Origin of the sequence: Microbacterium sp. MYb54 (genome assembly GCF_002979515.1) — a bacterium.
Lineage (GTDB): Bacteria > Actinomycetota > Actinomycetes > Actinomycetales > Microbacteriaceae > Microbacterium.
Map to the genome: position 1 here is coordinate 20,357 of NZ_PCPA01000021.1, position 15,230 is coordinate 35,586.

14 protein-coding genes are annotated in these 15,230 nt (G+C 66.0%); 6 read left to right on the forward strand and 8 right to left on the reverse strand.

Annotation, left to right across the window (positions count from 1 at the left end):
* Window positions 1–17 precede the first annotated feature (17 nt).
* Genes CQ040_RS17105 through CQ040_RS17115 form a run of 3 tightly spaced genes read left to right on the forward strand, consistent with a single transcriptional unit; the run spans window position 18 to window position 3,417 of the window.
* Window positions 18–974, forward strand: coding sequence for an ABC transporter permease (locus CQ040_RS17105; protein WP_105528508.1), 957 nt, complete (start codon window positions 18–20; stop codon window positions 972–974).
* A complete protein-coding gene (locus CQ040_RS17110; protein ID WP_105528509.1) occupies window positions 971–1,837 on the forward strand; it encodes an ABC transporter permease in 867 nt (288 codons plus the stop codon). Before CQ040_RS17105 ends, CQ040_RS17110 begins: the two co-directional genes overlap by 4 nt.
* Window positions 1,834–3,417, forward strand: coding sequence for an ABC transporter ATP-binding protein (locus CQ040_RS17115; RefSeq protein ID WP_105528510.1), 1,584 nt, complete (start codon window positions 1,834–1,836; stop codon window positions 3,415–3,417). Before CQ040_RS17110 ends, CQ040_RS17115 begins: the two co-directional genes overlap by 4 nt.
* Window positions 3,418–3,486: 69 nt before the next feature.
* Here CQ040_RS17115 and CQ040_RS17120 read toward each other — a convergent pair whose 3' ends face one another.
* The 3 genes from CQ040_RS17120 to CQ040_RS17130 are packed head-to-tail and all read right to left on the reverse strand — an operon-like array spanning window position 3,487 to window position 5,731.
* The gene (locus CQ040_RS17120; protein WP_055866012.1) at window positions 3,487–3,834 is read right to left on the reverse strand and encodes a cupin domain-containing protein; all 348 of its coding nucleotides are present in this window, start codon (window positions 3,832–3,834) and stop codon (window positions 3,487–3,489) included.
* Window positions 3,831–5,234 (reverse strand): FAD-binding oxidoreductase, encoded by a 1,404-nt coding sequence (locus CQ040_RS17125; RefSeq protein ID WP_105528511.1) that lies wholly within the window; start codon window positions 5,232–5,234, stop codon window positions 3,831–3,833. The genes CQ040_RS17120 and CQ040_RS17125 overlap by 4 nt, the downstream gene beginning before the upstream one ends.
* A 29-nt stretch (window positions 5,235–5,263) precedes the next feature.
* Entirely contained in the window at window positions 5,264–5,731 is a 468-nt protein-coding gene (locus CQ040_RS17130; RefSeq protein ID WP_028500716.1) for an Lrp/AsnC family transcriptional regulator, read from the reverse strand.
* A gap of 99 nt (window positions 5,732–5,830) precedes the next feature.
* Here CQ040_RS17130 and CQ040_RS17135 point away from each other — a divergent pair, with 99 nt between their 5' ends.
* Together CQ040_RS17135 and CQ040_RS17140 are read left to right on the forward strand one after the other, a co-directional pair.
* Window positions 5,831–7,282, forward strand: coding sequence for a gamma-aminobutyraldehyde dehydrogenase (locus CQ040_RS17135; protein WP_105528512.1), 1,452 nt, complete (start codon window positions 5,831–5,833; stop codon window positions 7,280–7,282).
* Between the two features lie 61 nt (window positions 7,283–7,343).
* Window positions 7,344–8,618, forward strand: a complete 1,275-nt coding sequence (locus tag CQ040_RS17140; RefSeq protein ID WP_105528513.1) for a low temperature requirement protein A — start codon at window positions 7,344–7,346, stop codon at window positions 8,616–8,618.
* An 87-nt stretch (window positions 8,619–8,705) separates the two neighbouring features.
* Here CQ040_RS17140 and CQ040_RS17145 read toward each other — a convergent pair whose 3' ends face one another.
* Together CQ040_RS17145 and CQ040_RS17150 are read right to left on the reverse strand one after the other, a co-directional pair.
* Window positions 8,706–9,230, reverse strand: a complete 525-nt coding sequence (locus tag CQ040_RS17145) for a GNAT family N-acetyltransferase (RefSeq protein ID WP_105528514.1) — start codon at window positions 9,228–9,230, stop codon at window positions 8,706–8,708.
* 59 nt (window positions 9,231–9,289) lie between these two features.
* Entirely contained in the window at window positions 9,290–10,282 is a 993-nt protein-coding gene (locus CQ040_RS17150; RefSeq protein WP_258132761.1) for a M23 family metallopeptidase, read from the reverse strand.
* 618 nt (window positions 10,283–10,900) lie between these two features.
* On the opposite strand from CQ040_RS17150, the gene CQ040_RS17160 reads away from it, so the two are divergent.
* Window positions 10,901–11,338: a hypothetical protein gene (locus CQ040_RS17160; protein ID WP_146115306.1), complete on the forward strand. Its 438-nt coding sequence runs from the start codon at window positions 10,901–10,903 to the stop codon at window positions 11,336–11,338.
* Between the two features lie 16 nt (window positions 11,339–11,354).
* On the opposite strand, the gene CQ040_RS17165 is transcribed toward CQ040_RS17160, so the two are convergent.
* The 3 genes from CQ040_RS17165 to CQ040_RS17175 form a co-directional block, all read right to left on the reverse strand.
* Window positions 11,355–12,575 carry an acetyl-CoA carboxylase biotin carboxylase subunit family protein gene (locus tag CQ040_RS17165; protein WP_105528607.1) on the reverse strand — a complete coding sequence of 407 codons (1,221 nt, stop codon included), beginning with the start codon at window positions 12,573–12,575 and terminating at the stop codon, window positions 11,355–11,357.
* A complete protein-coding gene (locus CQ040_RS17170) occupies window positions 12,572–13,657 on the reverse strand; it encodes an acetyl-CoA carboxylase biotin carboxylase subunit family protein (protein ID WP_105596235.1) in 1,086 nt (361 codons plus the stop codon). The genes CQ040_RS17165 and CQ040_RS17170 overlap by 4 nt, the downstream gene beginning before the upstream one ends.
* A 142-nt stretch (window positions 13,658–13,799) precedes the next feature.
* A complete protein-coding gene (locus CQ040_RS17175) occupies window positions 13,800–15,155 on the reverse strand; it encodes an aldolase/citrate lyase family protein (protein ID WP_181157041.1) in 1,356 nt (451 codons plus the stop codon).
* Window positions 15,156–15,230: the final 75 nt, after the last annotated feature.

A 15,230-nucleotide genomic window follows, 5' to 3' on the forward strand; every position in this document is an offset into this window, starting at 1 on the left:
CCGGAGGAGACCACCCGATGACAGCCGCACGTCGCGTCGCCGGAAAGCTCGGCGGCCTGCTGCTGACGCTGTTCCTGGCGTCGCTGCTCGTCTTCTTCTCGCGCTTCCTGGTGCCCGGAGATCCCGTGAGCTTCCTGCTCCGCGGACGCAAGCCCAGCCCGGAGGCGGTGGCGCAGGTCACCGCCCAGTACGGGCTCGACCTCCCGCCGTGGGAGCAGTACATCCGGTGGGTCCTCGGCCTGCTGCAGGGCGACCTCGGCCGGTCGCTGCAGTATCGGCAGGACGTCACCGAGGTGATCGGCGACCGGCTTCCCGTGACGCTGATGCTCGTGACGATGTCGGGTGCGATCGTGCTCGTGGCCGGCGTCGTGCTCGGTGCCGTCGCCGCGCTGAACCGAGGGAAGGCCCTCGACCGGTTCGTGCTGATCGGACTCACGGTGCTCGGCGCGATCCCGTCGTTCGTCGGAGCGATCGTCCTCATCGCGCTGTTCTCGGTGCAGCTGGGCTGGTTCCCCTCATTCGGGGCCGGCGAGGGCTTCTTCGACATGGTCTATCACCTGACGCTGCCCTCGATTGCGCTGGCGCTGGTGTTCATCGTCCTGGTCGGCAAGGTGACTCGCTCGGCCATGGTCGATCAGCTGGGCCGCGAGCATGTCGAGGTGTCGACGAGCCGTGGCGTGCGACGCTCGGTGGTCGTGCGCCGGCATGTGCTGCGCAATGCCCTGGGCCCGATCCTCACCGTGAGCGGCGTGCTCGTGGCAGGGCTCATCGTGGCGAGCTCGATCGTCGAGGCCGCGTTCGGGCTGTCAGGCATCGGCTCGCTGCTCGTGCAGTCCGTCGACCGGCTCGACTTCCCGGTCGTGCAGGCCATCGTCCTCCTCGTCGTGATCGCGTTCGTCGTGATGAACGCCATCGTCGACATCCTCGAACCCTGGATCGACCCGCGATCCGCTGCCGGAGCTGGTGCCCGATGACCTCCTCGACCCCCACTCTCGCGATGCGGGTGCTGCGTGCGCCCCGCCGGAAGCGTCCGCGATTCCTGTACCTCGCCAGCGTCGTCGTGCTCGGGATCGTCGTGCTCGCCGCGGTCTTCGCGCCCTTCATCGCACCCTACGACCCTGATGCGGTGGACTTCACCGCCTTCCTCGCTCCGCCCTCGGCCGCGCACTGGCTCGGCACCGACTCGCTCGGTCGCGACCTGCTCAGCCGGTTGATCTACGGCGGGCGCACGGCGCTCATCGGCCCGCTCCTCGTGGTCGTCTTCTCCACGGTCATCGGCATCCTCTTGGGGCTCTGGGCCGGATGGCGGGGTGGGTGGATCGACGCCGCACTCAGCCGGGTCTTCGACGTGCTGTTCGCATTCCCCTCGCTGCTGATCGCGATCATGGCGGTCGCGCTGTTCGGCAAGGGGCTGGTCGCTCCGATCATCGCGATGAGCATCGCCTACGCCCCCTTCGTCGCTCGGCTCACCCGCTCGCTGGTCGCCGCGGAGCGCACCCGCCCGTATGTCTCGGCCTATCGGGTGCAGGGTTTCGGAGGATCGTGGATCGCCCTGCGCCGCGTGCTGCCGAACGTCACGCCGATCGTCGGAGCCCAGTCCACTCTGAACTTCGGCTACGTGCTCGCGGAGCTCGCGGGGCTGTCGTTCCTCGGCCTCGGCGTGCAGGCGCCGACCGCCGACTGGGGCGCGATGATCAACGAGGCGCAGTCGGGGGTGGCGGCAGGGCAGTTCCTGCCGGCGATCGCCCCGGCCGTCGCCGTCGTGATCGTCGTCGTGTGCGTGAACATCATCGGTGAGGAACTCTCCGATCGGATCGGCGGAGGGATCCCCGCATGAGCACTCTTCTCGACATCCAGGACCTCACGCTCGACCTCCCGAACGGCACCCGCCTCCTGCACGGCATCTCGCTGCAGGTCGCGCCGGGCGAGACCGTCGGGCTGGTCGGCGAGTCCGGCTCCGGCAAATCGCTCACGGCGCGTTCGGTGCTCGGGCTGCTGCCCGACCGGGCGATCACGGGCGGCACCGTCGAGGTGAACGGGCGGTCCCCGCTCGCGGGTGCGGCCGGTCGGCAGGAGATCCGTCGACACGAGGCGGCGATGGTGTTCCAGGATCCGCGGGCCGGCATCAACCCCATGCGCACGATCGGCGACCACGTCACGGAGGCGCTGCGGCTGTGCGAGGGGTGGGCGAAGGATGCCGCGCACGCACGGGCCGTCGAGCTGCTCACGGCCGTGCGTCTGCCGGCGCCCGCCGACCATCTGTCGCAGCATCCCTACGAGCTGTCAGGTGGCATGCTGCAGCGCGTCATGATCGCGGGTGCGTTGAGCGCGTCGCCGAGCCTGCTGGTGTGCGACGAGCCGACCACCGCGCTCGACGTCACGACCCAGGCCGAGATCGTGCAGGTGCTGCGCGACCTGTGCGCGCAGAGCGGGATGGGGATGCTGTTCATCACGCACGACCTCAACCTCGCCGGCTCCCTGTGTGATCGGCTCGTGGTGATGAAGGACGGCGCGATCGTCGAGGAGGGCGCGGCGCGGGAGGTGCTCACGGCGCCTGCCGCCGAGTACACGCGTCGTCTGGTCGCCGCGACTCCGCGCATCTCGGGGTCGATCACGCCGCCGACCGCGGCATCCGGTTCCGAACCGCAGCTCGTGGTGGCCGGAGTCGGCAAGACGTATCGGCGCCGAGGGAAGGATCCGGTCGCGGCCGTCGCCGATGCCGATCTCGTGATCGCCCGTGGCGGGTCGCTCGCCGTGGTGGGCGAGTCGGGATCGGGCAAGTCGACGCTCGCGCGGATGATCGTCGGGCTCGAGGAGCCCGACGCAGGGGAGATCCGCATCGGCGGACGCTCGATGTCGGGCATCCCGCGGTCGCGTGCGGAGCGTCTCGAGCGCGCGAAGAGCGTGCAGATGGTGTTCCAGGATCCGTATCTGTCGCTGGACCCGCGGATCCCTGCGGGGAGAGCGATCGAAGACGTGCTGAAGCTGCACACCGGGCGGACCGGGGCCGATGCCGCGGCTAGGGCGCTCGAACTGATCACGGCCGTCGGGTTGGGGGAGGAGCATCTCGCCGCCCGACCCCGCACGCTGTCGGGGGGCCAGCGTCAGCGCGTCGCGATCGCCCGCGCACTCGCCGTGGAGCCGGAGCTGCTCGTGATGGACGAGGCGACCAGTGCGCTCGATGTCTCGGTGCAGGCGCAGGTGCTCGACCTCGTCGCCGGGATCCGCCGGGAGCAGGGTCTCACGCTGCTGTTCATCAGCCACGACCTCGCGGTCGTGCGCAAGGTGTGCGCCGAGACGATCGTGATGCGTCGAGGCGAGATCGTCGAGGCCGGTCCGACCGAGCAGCTGCTGGGCGACCCGCAGCACGAGTACACGCGACTGCTGATCGACTCGGTGCCGGTTCCGATCACCTGAGGGCTGTTCGAATCGCGAGAATGGCCCCATCTCCCCTCGGGATGGGGCCATTCTCGCGATTCGAGCGCGTCAGGCCACGTAGATCTTGCGGAGCGTCTCGGTGACGGTCCAGGTCGTGCGCATGCCCTCGGCGAGGCGCACCACCGAGCCGGGGCCGACCTCGAGGTCGGGGAGGCCCGATGAGGCGAACGCGATCGTGGCGCGGCCGGACAGCACGACGAACACCTCGTCGGCCTCGGTGTCGGTCGCGGTGCCCGGGGTCATCTCCCAGATGCCGACCTCGATCCCGCCGAGCGTCGCCAGCTCGTGCACGGCGGTCGTCGGCGAACCGGCGAGCACCTCTTCGGCAGGGAGCGGCTCGTGGTCGAGTGCCAGGGCGCCGGCATCCACTCCCGCCCCTGCGGCGAGACCGTTCACGAGTCGAAGCCCATTCCCACGGCGTCGAGCGTCTTGAGGAACAGGTTGCGCTTGCCCTCGTTGTGGTCGGCCTGGTTCATCGCGGCCCGCACCAGGTTGACGCCGATCGACGCGGCGGGCTCCGGTGGGAAGGGGATGGGCTTCTCGCGCACCATCCGCAGCTCGGTGCGCTCGGTCGAATCCCCCGACAGCTTGTCGAGCATGACGTCGGCCGCGAAGCGTGCGGCTCCCACGCCCAGGCCGGTGAACCCGGTCGCGTAGGCCACGCGTCCCTTGCGGGCGGTGCCGAAGAAGGCGCAGAAGCGGCTGGACGAGTCGATAGCCCCGGCCCAGCGGTGCGTGAAGCGCAAACCCTCCAGCTGCGGGAACGTCGTGAAGAAATGCGAGGCGAGCTTGCGGTGGCTCTCGATGCGGTCCTCGTACTCGGGGCGCACCTTGCCGCCGAAGTGATAGACGGCGTCGTAGCCGCCGAACAGGATGCGGTTGTCGCCGGTGAGCCGGTAGTAGTGGAACTGGTTCGCGCTGTCGGCGAGGCCCTGGCGGTTCGACCAGCCGATGGACGCCAGCTGCTCGGTCGTGAGCGGCTCGGTCATCAGCACGTAGTCGTACACGGGTACGGTCATCAGGCGGTTGCGCTTGAGGAGCGAGGGGAAGACGTTCGTGCCGAGGGCCACGGCATCCGCGATCACCCGACCGTTCGGGGTGACCAGCGTGATCGGGCCCGACCCGTCGCCCTCGATGGCGCGCACCAGGCTGTGCTCGTAGATCTCGACGCCCAGATCTGCGGCCACGCGCGCCAGCTCCAGGCCGAGCTTGGCCGGATGCACCATGGCGCAGCCGTCGCGGTCCCAGGCGCCGGCGAGGAACGTCTCCGAGTGCACCTCGGCCTGCACGGCTTCGCGGTCGAGGAAGCCCGGCTCTTCGCGGAACCACTCGACCTGGTGCGGCTCGACGGCGACGGCCAGCTGCCCCGTGCGCTCGAACTCCGCATCCATGCCGTAGCGCTCGACGGTCTCGCCGATGCCGTCGAGGTTCTCGTGGCCCAGCTCTTCGAGGCGGTCGATCTCTTCGGGCCACCGGTTCACGCCGTTCTCGTGACCGTGGGTGAGGCTCGACTCGCAGAAGCCGCCGTTGCGACCGGAGGCCGCCCAGGCGATGCGCGAGGCCTCGACCACCACGACGCGGCGTTCGGGGTCGCGCTCCTTCGCTCGCACCGCCGTCCACAGCCCGGCGTACCCGCCGCCGACGATGGCGAGGTCGGCGCGGACCGTGCCGTTCAGGCGAGGATGCGTCGGTCGATCGACATCGTCGAGCCAGAACACCCGCAGGGCGGTGTCGCGGAGGGAGTCGTCGATGACGGACGGCGACGGCTGCTGGCGTTCGAAAACGGTGGTGCCCATTGTTCTCTCCGTTGTGTGCGGGGCGCGCTTCAGCGCGTGCCCCAGTTGTAGAGGTCTTTGTAGAGGCCTGCGTAGAGCATGCTCTCGGTGTGCGCGACGCCGGGGATCGTGCGGATGCGGGTCGCGATCAGGTCGATCAGGTGCTCGTCGTTCTCGCACACTGCCTCGACGAGGATGTCGAAGGTGCCGAGCGTGACGACGACGTAGGCCAGCTCGGGGATCGTGGTGAGCTCTTCAGCGATCGCGCGCGGATCCCCCGAGACCCGGATGCCGACCATCGACATGCGGTGGAAGCCGAGCTGCATCGGGTCGGTGACCGCGACGATCTGGATGATGCCTGCCTCTGTCATCCGCTGCACCCGCTGGCGTGCCGCGGCTTCGCTGAGCCCGACCTCTCGAGCGATCTCGGCGTAGGGGCGGCGGCCGTCCTCCTGCAGCAGTTCGACGATGCGCTTCGAGATGTCATCAAGGGCAGGCAGGGACGGCTTCGTGCTCATATGTCGATATTGTCAGCCATACCTTTGTTATGCAACTGATTCAGTCGTCTGCTCTGATCAGATCTTCAGATTCCGTATCGAAGCGGATACGATGACCCCATGCCCAGTCATCTTCTGAAGGATTCAGCGCCGTTGCAGAACTTCATCGGCGGACGCTACGTGCCCGCGGGTGGCGCCGGCCGGATGCCGCTCACCGACCCGGTCACCGAAGACACCTACGGCGAGCTGCCGCTCTCCGACGTCAGCGACGTGGATGCCGCGTATGCCGCCGCATCCGCCGCCTTCCGGTTCTGGCGCGATGTCACGCCCGCCGACCGGCAGCTGGCGCTGTTCCGCATCGCCGACGAGATGCTGGCGCGAGCCGAGGAGTTCGCCGATCTCGAGTCGCAGGACACGGGGAAGCCGCGCGCGAGCCTGGTCGCCGACGAGATCATGCAGTCGGTCGACCAGCTGCGCTTCTTCGCCGGCGCCGCTCGCAGCCTCGAGGGTCGGGCGGCGGGGGAGTACCTCGCCGGGCACACCTCCTTCGTGCGTCGCGAGCCCGTCGGGGTGATCGGCCAGGTGACCCCGTGGAACTACCCGCTGAACATGGCGGTGTGGAAGATCGCTCCCGCGCTCGCCGCCGGCAACACGGTCGTGCTGAAGCCCGCGGAGTCGACGCCGCTCACCACGCTGCTGCTCGCCGAGATCGTCGCGCTGCATACGCCGGCCGGCACCCTCAACGTCGTGCTCGGTGATCGGGACACGGGCGTCGCGCTCGTAGAGCACCCCACGCCGCAGATGGTCGCGATCACCGGTTCGGTGCGGGCGGGCATGGCGGTGGCGCGTTCTGCGGCGAACGACGTCAAACGCGTGCACCTGGAGCTCGGCGGCAAGGCCCCGGCGATCGTGTTCGCCGACGCATCGATCGAGAAGGCCGTCGACGGCATCGTCAACGGGGCCTTCTTCAACGGCGGGCAGGACTGCACCGCGGCCACCAGGGTGCTCGTGCACGCCTCACGGCACGACGAGCTCGTCGCCGCGCTCGTGGCCAGGGCGAAGACTCACGCCCGCACCGGTGCCCCGCACGAGGAAGGCGTGCTGTACGGACCGCTGAGCAGCGCCGCCCAGCTCGCACAGGTGCAGGTATTCATCGATCGCCTGCCCGCTCACGCGAAGATCGAGACCGGTGGCCGTCGCCAGGGAGATCAGGGCTACTTCTGGGAGGCCACGATCGTATCCGGCGTGCACCAGGACGATGAGGTCGTGCAGGGCGAGATCTTCGGGCCGGTGCTCACGGTGCAGTCGTTCTCCGAGGATGACGAGGCGCTGGAGATGGCGAACGACGTGCCGTACGCGCTCGCCGCTTCGGTGTGGACGACCGACCACGCACGGGCGATGCGCTTCTCGCGCGACCTCGACTTCGGCTGCGTGTGGATCAACACGCACATCCCGTTCGTGTCGGACATGCCGCACGGCGGGTTCAAGCACTCCGGCTACGGGAAAGACCTCTCGCAGTACGGCTTCGACGACTACACGCGCATCAAGCACGTGATGAGCGCGCTCGACTGACGCGAGCCCGCCGGGTCGAAGCGGGCTACTATCGTGAACCGACAAACTCTGGGGGGTTCACATGTCGACGCCTACTTACTTCCGCCATGGACTGCGACGGATGTCGGGGCGCGATGCGACCGAGTCGCATCGCGCCGCGACTCCACTCGAGCTGCTGTTCGATCTGACATTCGTCGCCGCCTTCGGGGTCGCCGGCAACCAGCTCGCCTCGGCGATCGCCCACGGCGACTTCGCCGCAGGTATCGGCGGGTTCTGCTTCGCCATGGTCGCGATCGTGTGGGCATGGATCAACTACTCATGGTTCGCGTCGGCGTTCGACACGGATGACTGGTTGTTCCGGGTGCTCACCATGGTGCAGATGGCGGGCGTGGTCGTGCTGGCGATCGGCCTTCCGCCGATGTTCGCGTCGCTCGAGCGGGGACAGCCGGTCGAGAACGAGATCATGGTCGCCGGGTACGTGGTGATGCGGGTGGCCGTCATCGCGCAGTGGTTGCGTGCCGCGCACGGGAGTCCGCAGTATCTCGCCGTCGCCAAGACCTACGCCCTGATCATCGGGATCGCGCAGGTGGGATGGGTGATCCTGCTCTTCCTCCCGCTCGATCCGATGGGGTTCCTGATCGGAGCGCTGATCGTCTCGGTGATCGACTGGTCGAGTCCGATCGTCGCCGAGACGAAGGGGCTTCGCCACGGCGGGGCCACCCCGTGGCATCCGCACCACATCGCCGAGCGCTACTCGCTGCTCGCGATCATCGCGCTCGGAGAGACCGTGTTCGGCACGCTGGCTGCGGCGCAGGCGGTGACCGACGCGGAGGGCTGGTCGTTCTCGTCGATCATGGTGATCGGGCTCGGGATCGTCATGGCTTTCGCGCTGTGGTGGGTCTACTTCATGGTTCCGAGCGCGCCGATCCTCGCGGTGCGTCGCTCCAAGGCGCTGGTGTGGGGGTACGGCCACATCCTGCTCTTCGCCGCGATCGCCGCGGTCGGTGCGGGCCTGCACGTCATCGGGTACGTGTACGACGAGCATTATCACGTGAGCACTCTCACGGCGATCTCGTCGATCGCGGTCCCGGTGCTGGTCTTCATGGTCACGCTGTACCTGCTGCATGCCTGGCTGGTGTCCGAGTTCCCCAAGAACTCGCCGCTGCAGATCACCGTTCTCGCGTTGCCGGTGCTCGCGATCGTGCTGGCGGCGGTGGGGCTACCGCTGTGGCTGTGCCTGCTCGTCATCGTGATCTCGCCGATCGCGATCGTGTTGTCGTTCGAGCTCGGCGCCTGGCGCGCACTCGATGCCCAGCTCGACCGGGCGGTGAGTGCCGGTCGCGCGATGGCCGGTTGACGGGGATCGTGCGCGGGATCGTGCGGGGAAGCCGTGCGGGAAACCGAGCGGGGAAACCGCAGGGAACCGAGCGGGGAAACCGAGCAGTCAGGCCGGCAGCAGCTTCACTCGGCGATGTTCGCGCAGGATGAGCTGCGGGCGCTCCTCGATCTTGATCGCGCCGTCCTCGACCCAACCGTGACGGGCGTAGAAGGAGTCGGCACGTTCGTTCCCATCGAGCACCCAGAGGTAGGCGCGGTCATGGCCGGCCTCGATGATGCGTTGTTCGGCCGCCTCGAGCAGCGCGTGGCCTGCGCCCGTCGACCAGGCTGAGGGGTCGGCGTAGATGCCGTAGACCTCGCCGTCGGTGAGTCCATCGGGGTCTCGGCCCGAGCCTAGCGACGCCCAGCCCACGACGCGGTCGTCGCGCACGGCGACAAGGGTTCCGAGGCCCGTCGGCAGCGGTTCGGCGACGATGCGACGCCAACCTGCAGCGCGCTCGTCGATGGAGAGACCGTCGAGCACGGACTGGTCGATGAGCCCGCGGTAGGCGACCTGCCACGAGCGGACGTGCACGCCGGCGATGTCTTCGGCGTCTTCGGTGCGGGCGGCGCGGATCACCAGCGGGCTCATCCACCCACCCTAGGGGGATCCCGGAGTCGAGCGGCGGCCGTGCAGGTGGACGGTCGGGGTCAGCTCACGTTCTTCTTGAGCCACGGCATGGGATCGACGGCGACGGTGTTGATGTGCACCTCGAAGTGCAGGCAGGAGCCGAACACATAGCCGGTCGATCCGACGTCGCCGATGTACTGGCCCTCTTCGACACAGTCGCCGACCTCGACCGCGCGGCTTCCGTACGTCATGTGCGAGTACACCGTGCTCACGGCCTGCCCGTCGACGATGCTCTCGATCTGGATCGTCACGCCGTAGCCCTGGTAGCTCTCGGTGGAGCGGGAGACGCAGCCCTTCATCGCGGCGTTGATCGGCGTGCCGACGGGGGCTGCGAAGTCTTGCCCGAGATGCGATCTGCCTGGACGCGAGGCGCCGAACCCATCCGTGAACGAGTAGGTCCCATCGGCCATCGGCATGACGATGCGTCCGGCCAGAGGGATCTCCAGCGCGCTCCCGAGCGGCATGCCGGCAGCGATTGCGGCGGCGACGGCGCGCGAGTGGGTTTCCTTGATCTCCTCTGGCGTCGTCGCGGAGAAGCTCCCACGCGGAGCGATCTCGGCGCGGATCTCGTCCTTCGCCGTGTAGGACTGTGCGGTACCGTCTGCCACGGTGGAGACCCGGGCAGTGGTCGCGGCGGCCTGATCGCTCGTGGTGCTGAGCGCGGGCAGTGCGGCACCGGTGATCATCACACCGATGGCGAAGGTGGCGCCGAGCGCCTTGGCCTTCGCCCACGGACGCTTCGCTCGGCCGGCAGGAACCCGCGAGGGTGATGCAGCCCGCGGTGCGGTCTGCGGAGCCATGTGCCGGGGGCGCAGGCGAGGGTCCCAGGACCGGGGCTTGTTGGCTGTCTGCGGTTGCGGTGCCGCTGCCTCGGGCGCGGGGGCGGCTTCGGGCGCGGAGGCTGCGTCCGGTGCAGCGGCCGCGTTGCGTGCGGGGGCTGCCTCGGGCGCGGCGTTGCGTGCGGGGGCTGCGTCGGGTGCGGGGGTCGCGTCCGGTGCGGGAGCTGCATTCACCGGGAGGGGACTCTGCGAATCTGCGATGGCGGAGCGCCGCCGGTCACGCCTCAAAAGCGGTCGGGTCGAGTCGGGGACTTCTGTCGGGACTTCCGAGGCATCATGAGCGCGCTCGGGTGGCAGGGAATTCGTGACGGGATCCTTCCGGGAGGGCAGGTATTCGCGGCGGTCGATCCCCCCGGATGCCACCGTTACCGATCTGTAATTTAATCCGCGAAATCGCGAGCGTCAAATCGAGAGCGGATGACGGTGGGTCTCTTGCGGGGTCGAGGGTCGGAGTTGGGGACGTGTCGTGGGGGTCGAGCTGGAGTATTAGCGCGAACGGGGTGCTCGATAAGTCTGGGCTAGGTGAGACCTCGCCTGTGGACGCGCGCGCCCGTGATGTCTTCGGAGTCTTCGGTGTCATCGGTGCGGGCTTTGCGGATCATCACTGGGCTCATTCGTCAACCATATGGAGGGGTGAGGGGTGGTTTCCTGGGCGGGGGCTGGAGGTGTGGAGAGCGGCGCTCTGAGTCTTGTTGTGGAGGATTGGTGAGTTTCGAGAGTGTTCTGGAATATTGCTCTGATCTGGGGTTCTTGAGGGTTTGAATGTCGGTGGTTCCGTGTTGACTTGCGGGTATGAACAGCCCCGTGGAACTGCTTGGTCAGGTCGTCGCCGACCTGGATGTGGTGCTGCGTTCTGACGTGCTGGCGGGGCTGAATGATGTGGAGAAGATGGAGCTTCTGTGGGTGGCGGGCGAGGTGCAGCGGCGGGTGGAGGCAGTGGTCGTGGAGACGGTCGCGTCGGTCGATGCGCGTCCGGCCGGGTCGGGAGAGGTCGGGTTCTGCGGAAAGTTCGGGTGCCGCACGGTGGGTGAGTTGCTGCAGCGGGTGCTGCGCACGGACGCCGCGGGTGCGGGGCGGGTGGTGAAGGCGGCCAAGGCCGTGCGACGTGAGGTGAACTTGTCGTCGGGGGCTTGGTTGCCGGCGCGGTGGCCCGAACTGCGGGCGGCACTGCTGGCCGGGACGGTCGGGGTCGCCGGAGTGTTGGCCGCGACCGGACCGGTCCCTACCTAATCGGTTCGCCTGGACGCTAGAGGACATAGGTGACCGGTTGATAATCGAGTCGCAGTAAGTTGAAATCCCGTTCCAGGGCATCAAAATCGTGGTTCCACAGCATGATGCGGGCGGCGCGAACCCTTGTGTCATCGGTGGAAGAGCTCAGTTCGCCAAGTTCGATGCTCCGTGTGAGGCGATACTCGGATTCGAGCCGAGGTTCTTCGAACGCTCCAGCCCGCCCGTCAAGGGGCGCGTACCAAAGCCATGCAACGTAGGGGCCCGGTTGTGCTAAGACGACGGGATCAAGGTCGAAGTGAATCTGGAAGTAAATCGACTGGAAATTGATCCCGGAATTCAATTCATACTGCGCAGGGCAATCTGCCCCGGGGCTCCGCGCGGCGATTTCGAGAAAGATGAACTCATCGTTGGGCGTCCAGAAGAACTCGAGATGCGTGGTGCCATCGACGAGCGGCTTGAGCGCCTCCAGACACTGAAGATTGAATGCCTTCATCCGTTCGGCAAACTTGCCGACATGCGGCAGGGTTATCGCCCCAATCGGCTTGTCGCCGGTCGCCTCAGCACTGGGGAAAGTATCCCGTGTCAGCTGGGTGTGAACAACTCGACCGTTCTGGATGATCGAATCGACGTGCACGAGCGTGCCCGTTAGGAAGGTGTCTACTTCGAAACGTGAAGCATTAGGCGTGGCGTCAATCCAAGTCTCAAGTTCTGTGCGGGTGTCTACACGGAGCGAATGCTCCGCGCACGTGCCATCAACTTGCTTCACGAAGGCCGGCAGACCCACCTCAGCCAGAAGTCTCGAGGCTTCCGCATGCGACGTTCGCTCTGTAGTTTGAACTTGGGCGAACTTGGGAATGGCGATCCCCGAATTCCCAACAAACGCCTTCATCGTCGGCTTGTCGGTGAATCTACGAATCTGGTCAGGTCGCGCTCCGGGAAGGTCGAATGCCTCTCTAATAATCGCGGCAAACATCATGGAATACTCGTCCTGAGTCACGAGACGCAGGTTGTCAGCTCCATGCTCCGCGAGCAATGTGGAGACTGCGGCGCGCAGGTCTGCGAGTGACCATTCATTCACATGAACGATGCTCTCGAACATCCCTCGCTGTTCTGTCGAAAGCGTCAGCCCATTGACTGCCCGCGTGACAATGTGGATACGCCTCCGCTGCTGATCTGCAATGTCGGCGACGTTGAATTTGAATCTGCTCGTCTTCTGCAGGACAACGAAATGGATCATGCCAGTCCCTCCGTGATGATTGGTCGATAGTCATGTCTCAGCCCGTTTAGGACGACACGCTCTTCGTCGTAGTTCGCCAGGGAGGCGAACAACATCCCTGCCCGCTCGACGATGACCTCCGGGCTAATAAGGGCGTCTCCGACTGAGCATCTCCACGTGATCGACAGCTCCGAGCCTGGCGGCAGCTCTGGTGCCTGTAGTGCTACGACGACCCCTGGAGCAGGCGGTATCCATGCCCAGATTCCAAACCCAGTTCGTTTCGGGGAAGCAATCGACTTGATAATTGCGGTCGCTCCATCTGACCTCCATTGCGCCATGACACCCAACGACTGGATGTTCTTGCCATAGATGTGCGAATAGAGATCTGGCACCATGGCCCCGGGGGGGCGCATTGCGGCCTCGAGGAATGTCACCGTTCCGGCGCTGGACAAGAATAGTTCGACGTGATAGACCCCCGTGCCAGCACCCAGCGCGTTCAGGGCTTGGACCGCAGCGTGGCGAACGATCGGTGTTGCCCAATCGTCGGGAGATAACGCGCGGCTGCCGAGGGTTCCTCCTTGGAGGAACTCGGCGTTGGGGTGGGTGTATTCGCCGACGGAGCACCAGTCACTGGAGTCAATTCCAACGACAAAGTCGACGTGGTAAAGAGTGCCTTGCAGAAAGGCATCGACCTCGAACTCGACGTCTTCGGGGCGCACCGTGAGCCACGCCCTCCATTCTGCTTCTGTTTCGATAAGTCGCGTGCCGTGGCTTCCTGCACCGCAGGTGGGCTTGACGAACAGCGGGCTCCCCAGTCTGGCGACGAGCAAATCATATGTCGGCGGTTCGGAGTCGGCCGACACAACGACAAACTGCGGTGTCCGAACGCCGCTGTTAGCCAGAGCCTCTTTCATGAGCTTCTTGTCGCTGAAGCGCAGAGATTGTTCCTGTGACACTCCAGGGATTCCGAACTGGTCGCGTATCGATCCAAGTGTCGGGATCAGGTGCTCGTCGAGTGTCGCTAGTCGCATATCCTTCGGGTGCATGGCCTGGAGTGCGGACGCAACGAAGGAGCGTACAGACTCCGGGGTCAATTCATCCACTATGACCACTTCATGGCCGGCTCGATCAACGTCCCGGTGCTTAGATGCTGCCGACGCAGAGCAAACCAGGACCACGGACCCTTCGACCAGGTGCAGCTGCGTCCAGTCAACCTTTAAACGACCTTCAGATTGGAAGAGGATATTAAGCACGGGGCTCCTGGCTCAGTCTCGGCGCGGAACGGATAATTGTTTTGGGGATGAGTTCGATGGCGACAGAAACGGCATCAATGCCTTCCTGCAGAGCAAAAGCGATGGTCTTTTGATGGCCCGCCTGCTCGCCGCAGATAGTGAATGTGATGGCCCTGTTGACCTTCCTCATGTCCGCAACACAGGCGCGGATCAGCTCCGCGACCGTATCATCGAGAACTTCGAATGGATCGCTTTCGAGGATCTCGTTAGACAGGTAGTGGTCGAGGTACTTCTTGTAGGCGTCGCCACGGGAGATGCCGAAGACTTGTGCCGTGAGGTCGTTCGTGCCGAATGCTATGAAATCGACATGTTCCGCGATCTTGCCAGCGGTCATAGCGGCTCGCGGCGTTTCCACCATGGCTCCGATCCGGACGTGGACTCTGGTGAGCTGCAGCTCCGCCTTAGCTGTCTCGATGATCTCCTGACGGATGCGCTTCGCCTCCTCCGCATCCATCACCATGGGAATAAGTACAAGGATCTCGTCGCCTTCGACGCCATCATTCTTCGCCGCAGTGAACCCTCGGACCATCGCGATGACCTGAGCGCGGAGCAGGTCGGGCCGCGCGAGGAGGAGCCGGGCACCCCTGAATCCGACCATCGGGTTGATCTCGCGTAGTTCTTCTGCGCGCTTGGAGACGGCCTCTACAGAAATACCTAGGCGTTCGGCGACCAGTGAAAGCTGAGCTCCTCGGGGTTCGAACTCATGACTCGGCGGATCCAGGAGCCTGAGATATAGGGGCAGACCCCCGGCCGCGCGATAGAGGTCAGCGACCTCCGAAGCGAGGCAGTCGACGAATTCAGCGAGCGGGATCTCCGCGTCCCTGCCGAAGAGCACGCATTGAAGGGTCGTAAGGTTTCGTCCAGAAAGAAGAAGGTGTTCGAGGCGAGGCTCGAAGCCAGCGGCATGCCGCTCTCGGCTCCTCTGAACGTCCCCCGGCAGGTCTGCATTCGCGTAGACCTTAATGCGTGATGCCCGTTCGCAGGCAGAAAGGCAGTTGTGAACAGAGGCCGGCCACTGCTCCGTCAAGTTGTCGAGTGCGCCACGGTAGACGCTACCGGTCGTACCGTCAACTGAGACAGACTTCCCCTGATGGGCGCTGGATAGCATGCCTCGCTCTCCTGGGGAGATCGCAACAACCGGTAGTCCCGAACTTCGCGCCATAATCACGGCGTGGGAAGACGGGTCCACCGACTCGACAAGGACGGCGGCAAGGCGCGATCGGTGGATGAGGAGGTCTTCGTCAAGGAAGGCGGATAGAACCACCGCGTCCTTCGTCTTGGTACCGTCCAGGAACTCCTGCTCGCTCATCAGTGGACCGCATCGCAGGCCTGCGGAGATCGGCCTACCCTGCAGAATCCGCTCACTCTCCGGCGGGGCTCCAGC

What these genes read in the sequence shown, in the direction of transcription:
- CQ040_RS17105 (WP_105528508.1), top strand. Translation starts at nt 18, where the DNA reads ATGACAGCCGCACGTCGCGTCGCCGGAAAGCTCGGCGGCCTGCTGCTG.
- CQ040_RS17110 (WP_105528509.1), top strand. Translation starts at nt 971, where the DNA reads ATGACCTCCTCGACCCCCACTCTCGCGATGCGGGTGCTGCGTGCGCCC.
- CQ040_RS17115 (WP_105528510.1), top strand. Translation starts at nt 1,834, where the DNA reads ATGAGCACTCTTCTCGACATCCAGGACCTCACGCTCGACCTCCCGAAC.
- CQ040_RS17125 (WP_105528511.1), bottom strand. Translation starts at nt 5,234, where the DNA reads ATGGGCACCACCGTTTTCGAACGCCAGCAGCCGTCGCCGTCCGTCATC.
- CQ040_RS17130 (WP_028500716.1), bottom strand. Translation starts at nt 5,731, where the DNA reads ATGAGCACGAAGCCGTCCCTGCCTGCCCTTGATGACATCTCGAAGCGC.
- CQ040_RS17135 (WP_105528512.1), top strand. Translation starts at nt 5,831, where the DNA reads ATGCCCAGTCATCTTCTGAAGGATTCAGCGCCGTTGCAGAACTTCATC.
- CQ040_RS17140 (WP_105528513.1), top strand. Translation starts at nt 7,344, where the DNA reads ATGTCGACGCCTACTTACTTCCGCCATGGACTGCGACGGATGTCGGGG.
- CQ040_RS17145 (WP_105528514.1), bottom strand. Translation starts at nt 9,230, where the DNA reads ATGAGCCCGCTGGTGATCCGCGCCGCCCGCACCGAAGACGCCGAAGAC.
- CQ040_RS17160 (WP_146115306.1), top strand. Translation starts at nt 10,901, where the DNA reads ATGAACAGCCCCGTGGAACTGCTTGGTCAGGTCGTCGCCGACCTGGAT.
- CQ040_RS17165 (WP_105528607.1), bottom strand. Translation starts at nt 12,575, where the DNA reads ATGATCCATTTCGTTGTCCTGCAGAAGACGAGCAGATTCAAATTCAAC.
- CQ040_RS17175 (WP_181157041.1), bottom strand. Translation starts at nt 15,155, where the DNA reads ATGAGCGAGCAGGAGTTCCTGGACGGTACCAAGACGAAGGACGCGGTG.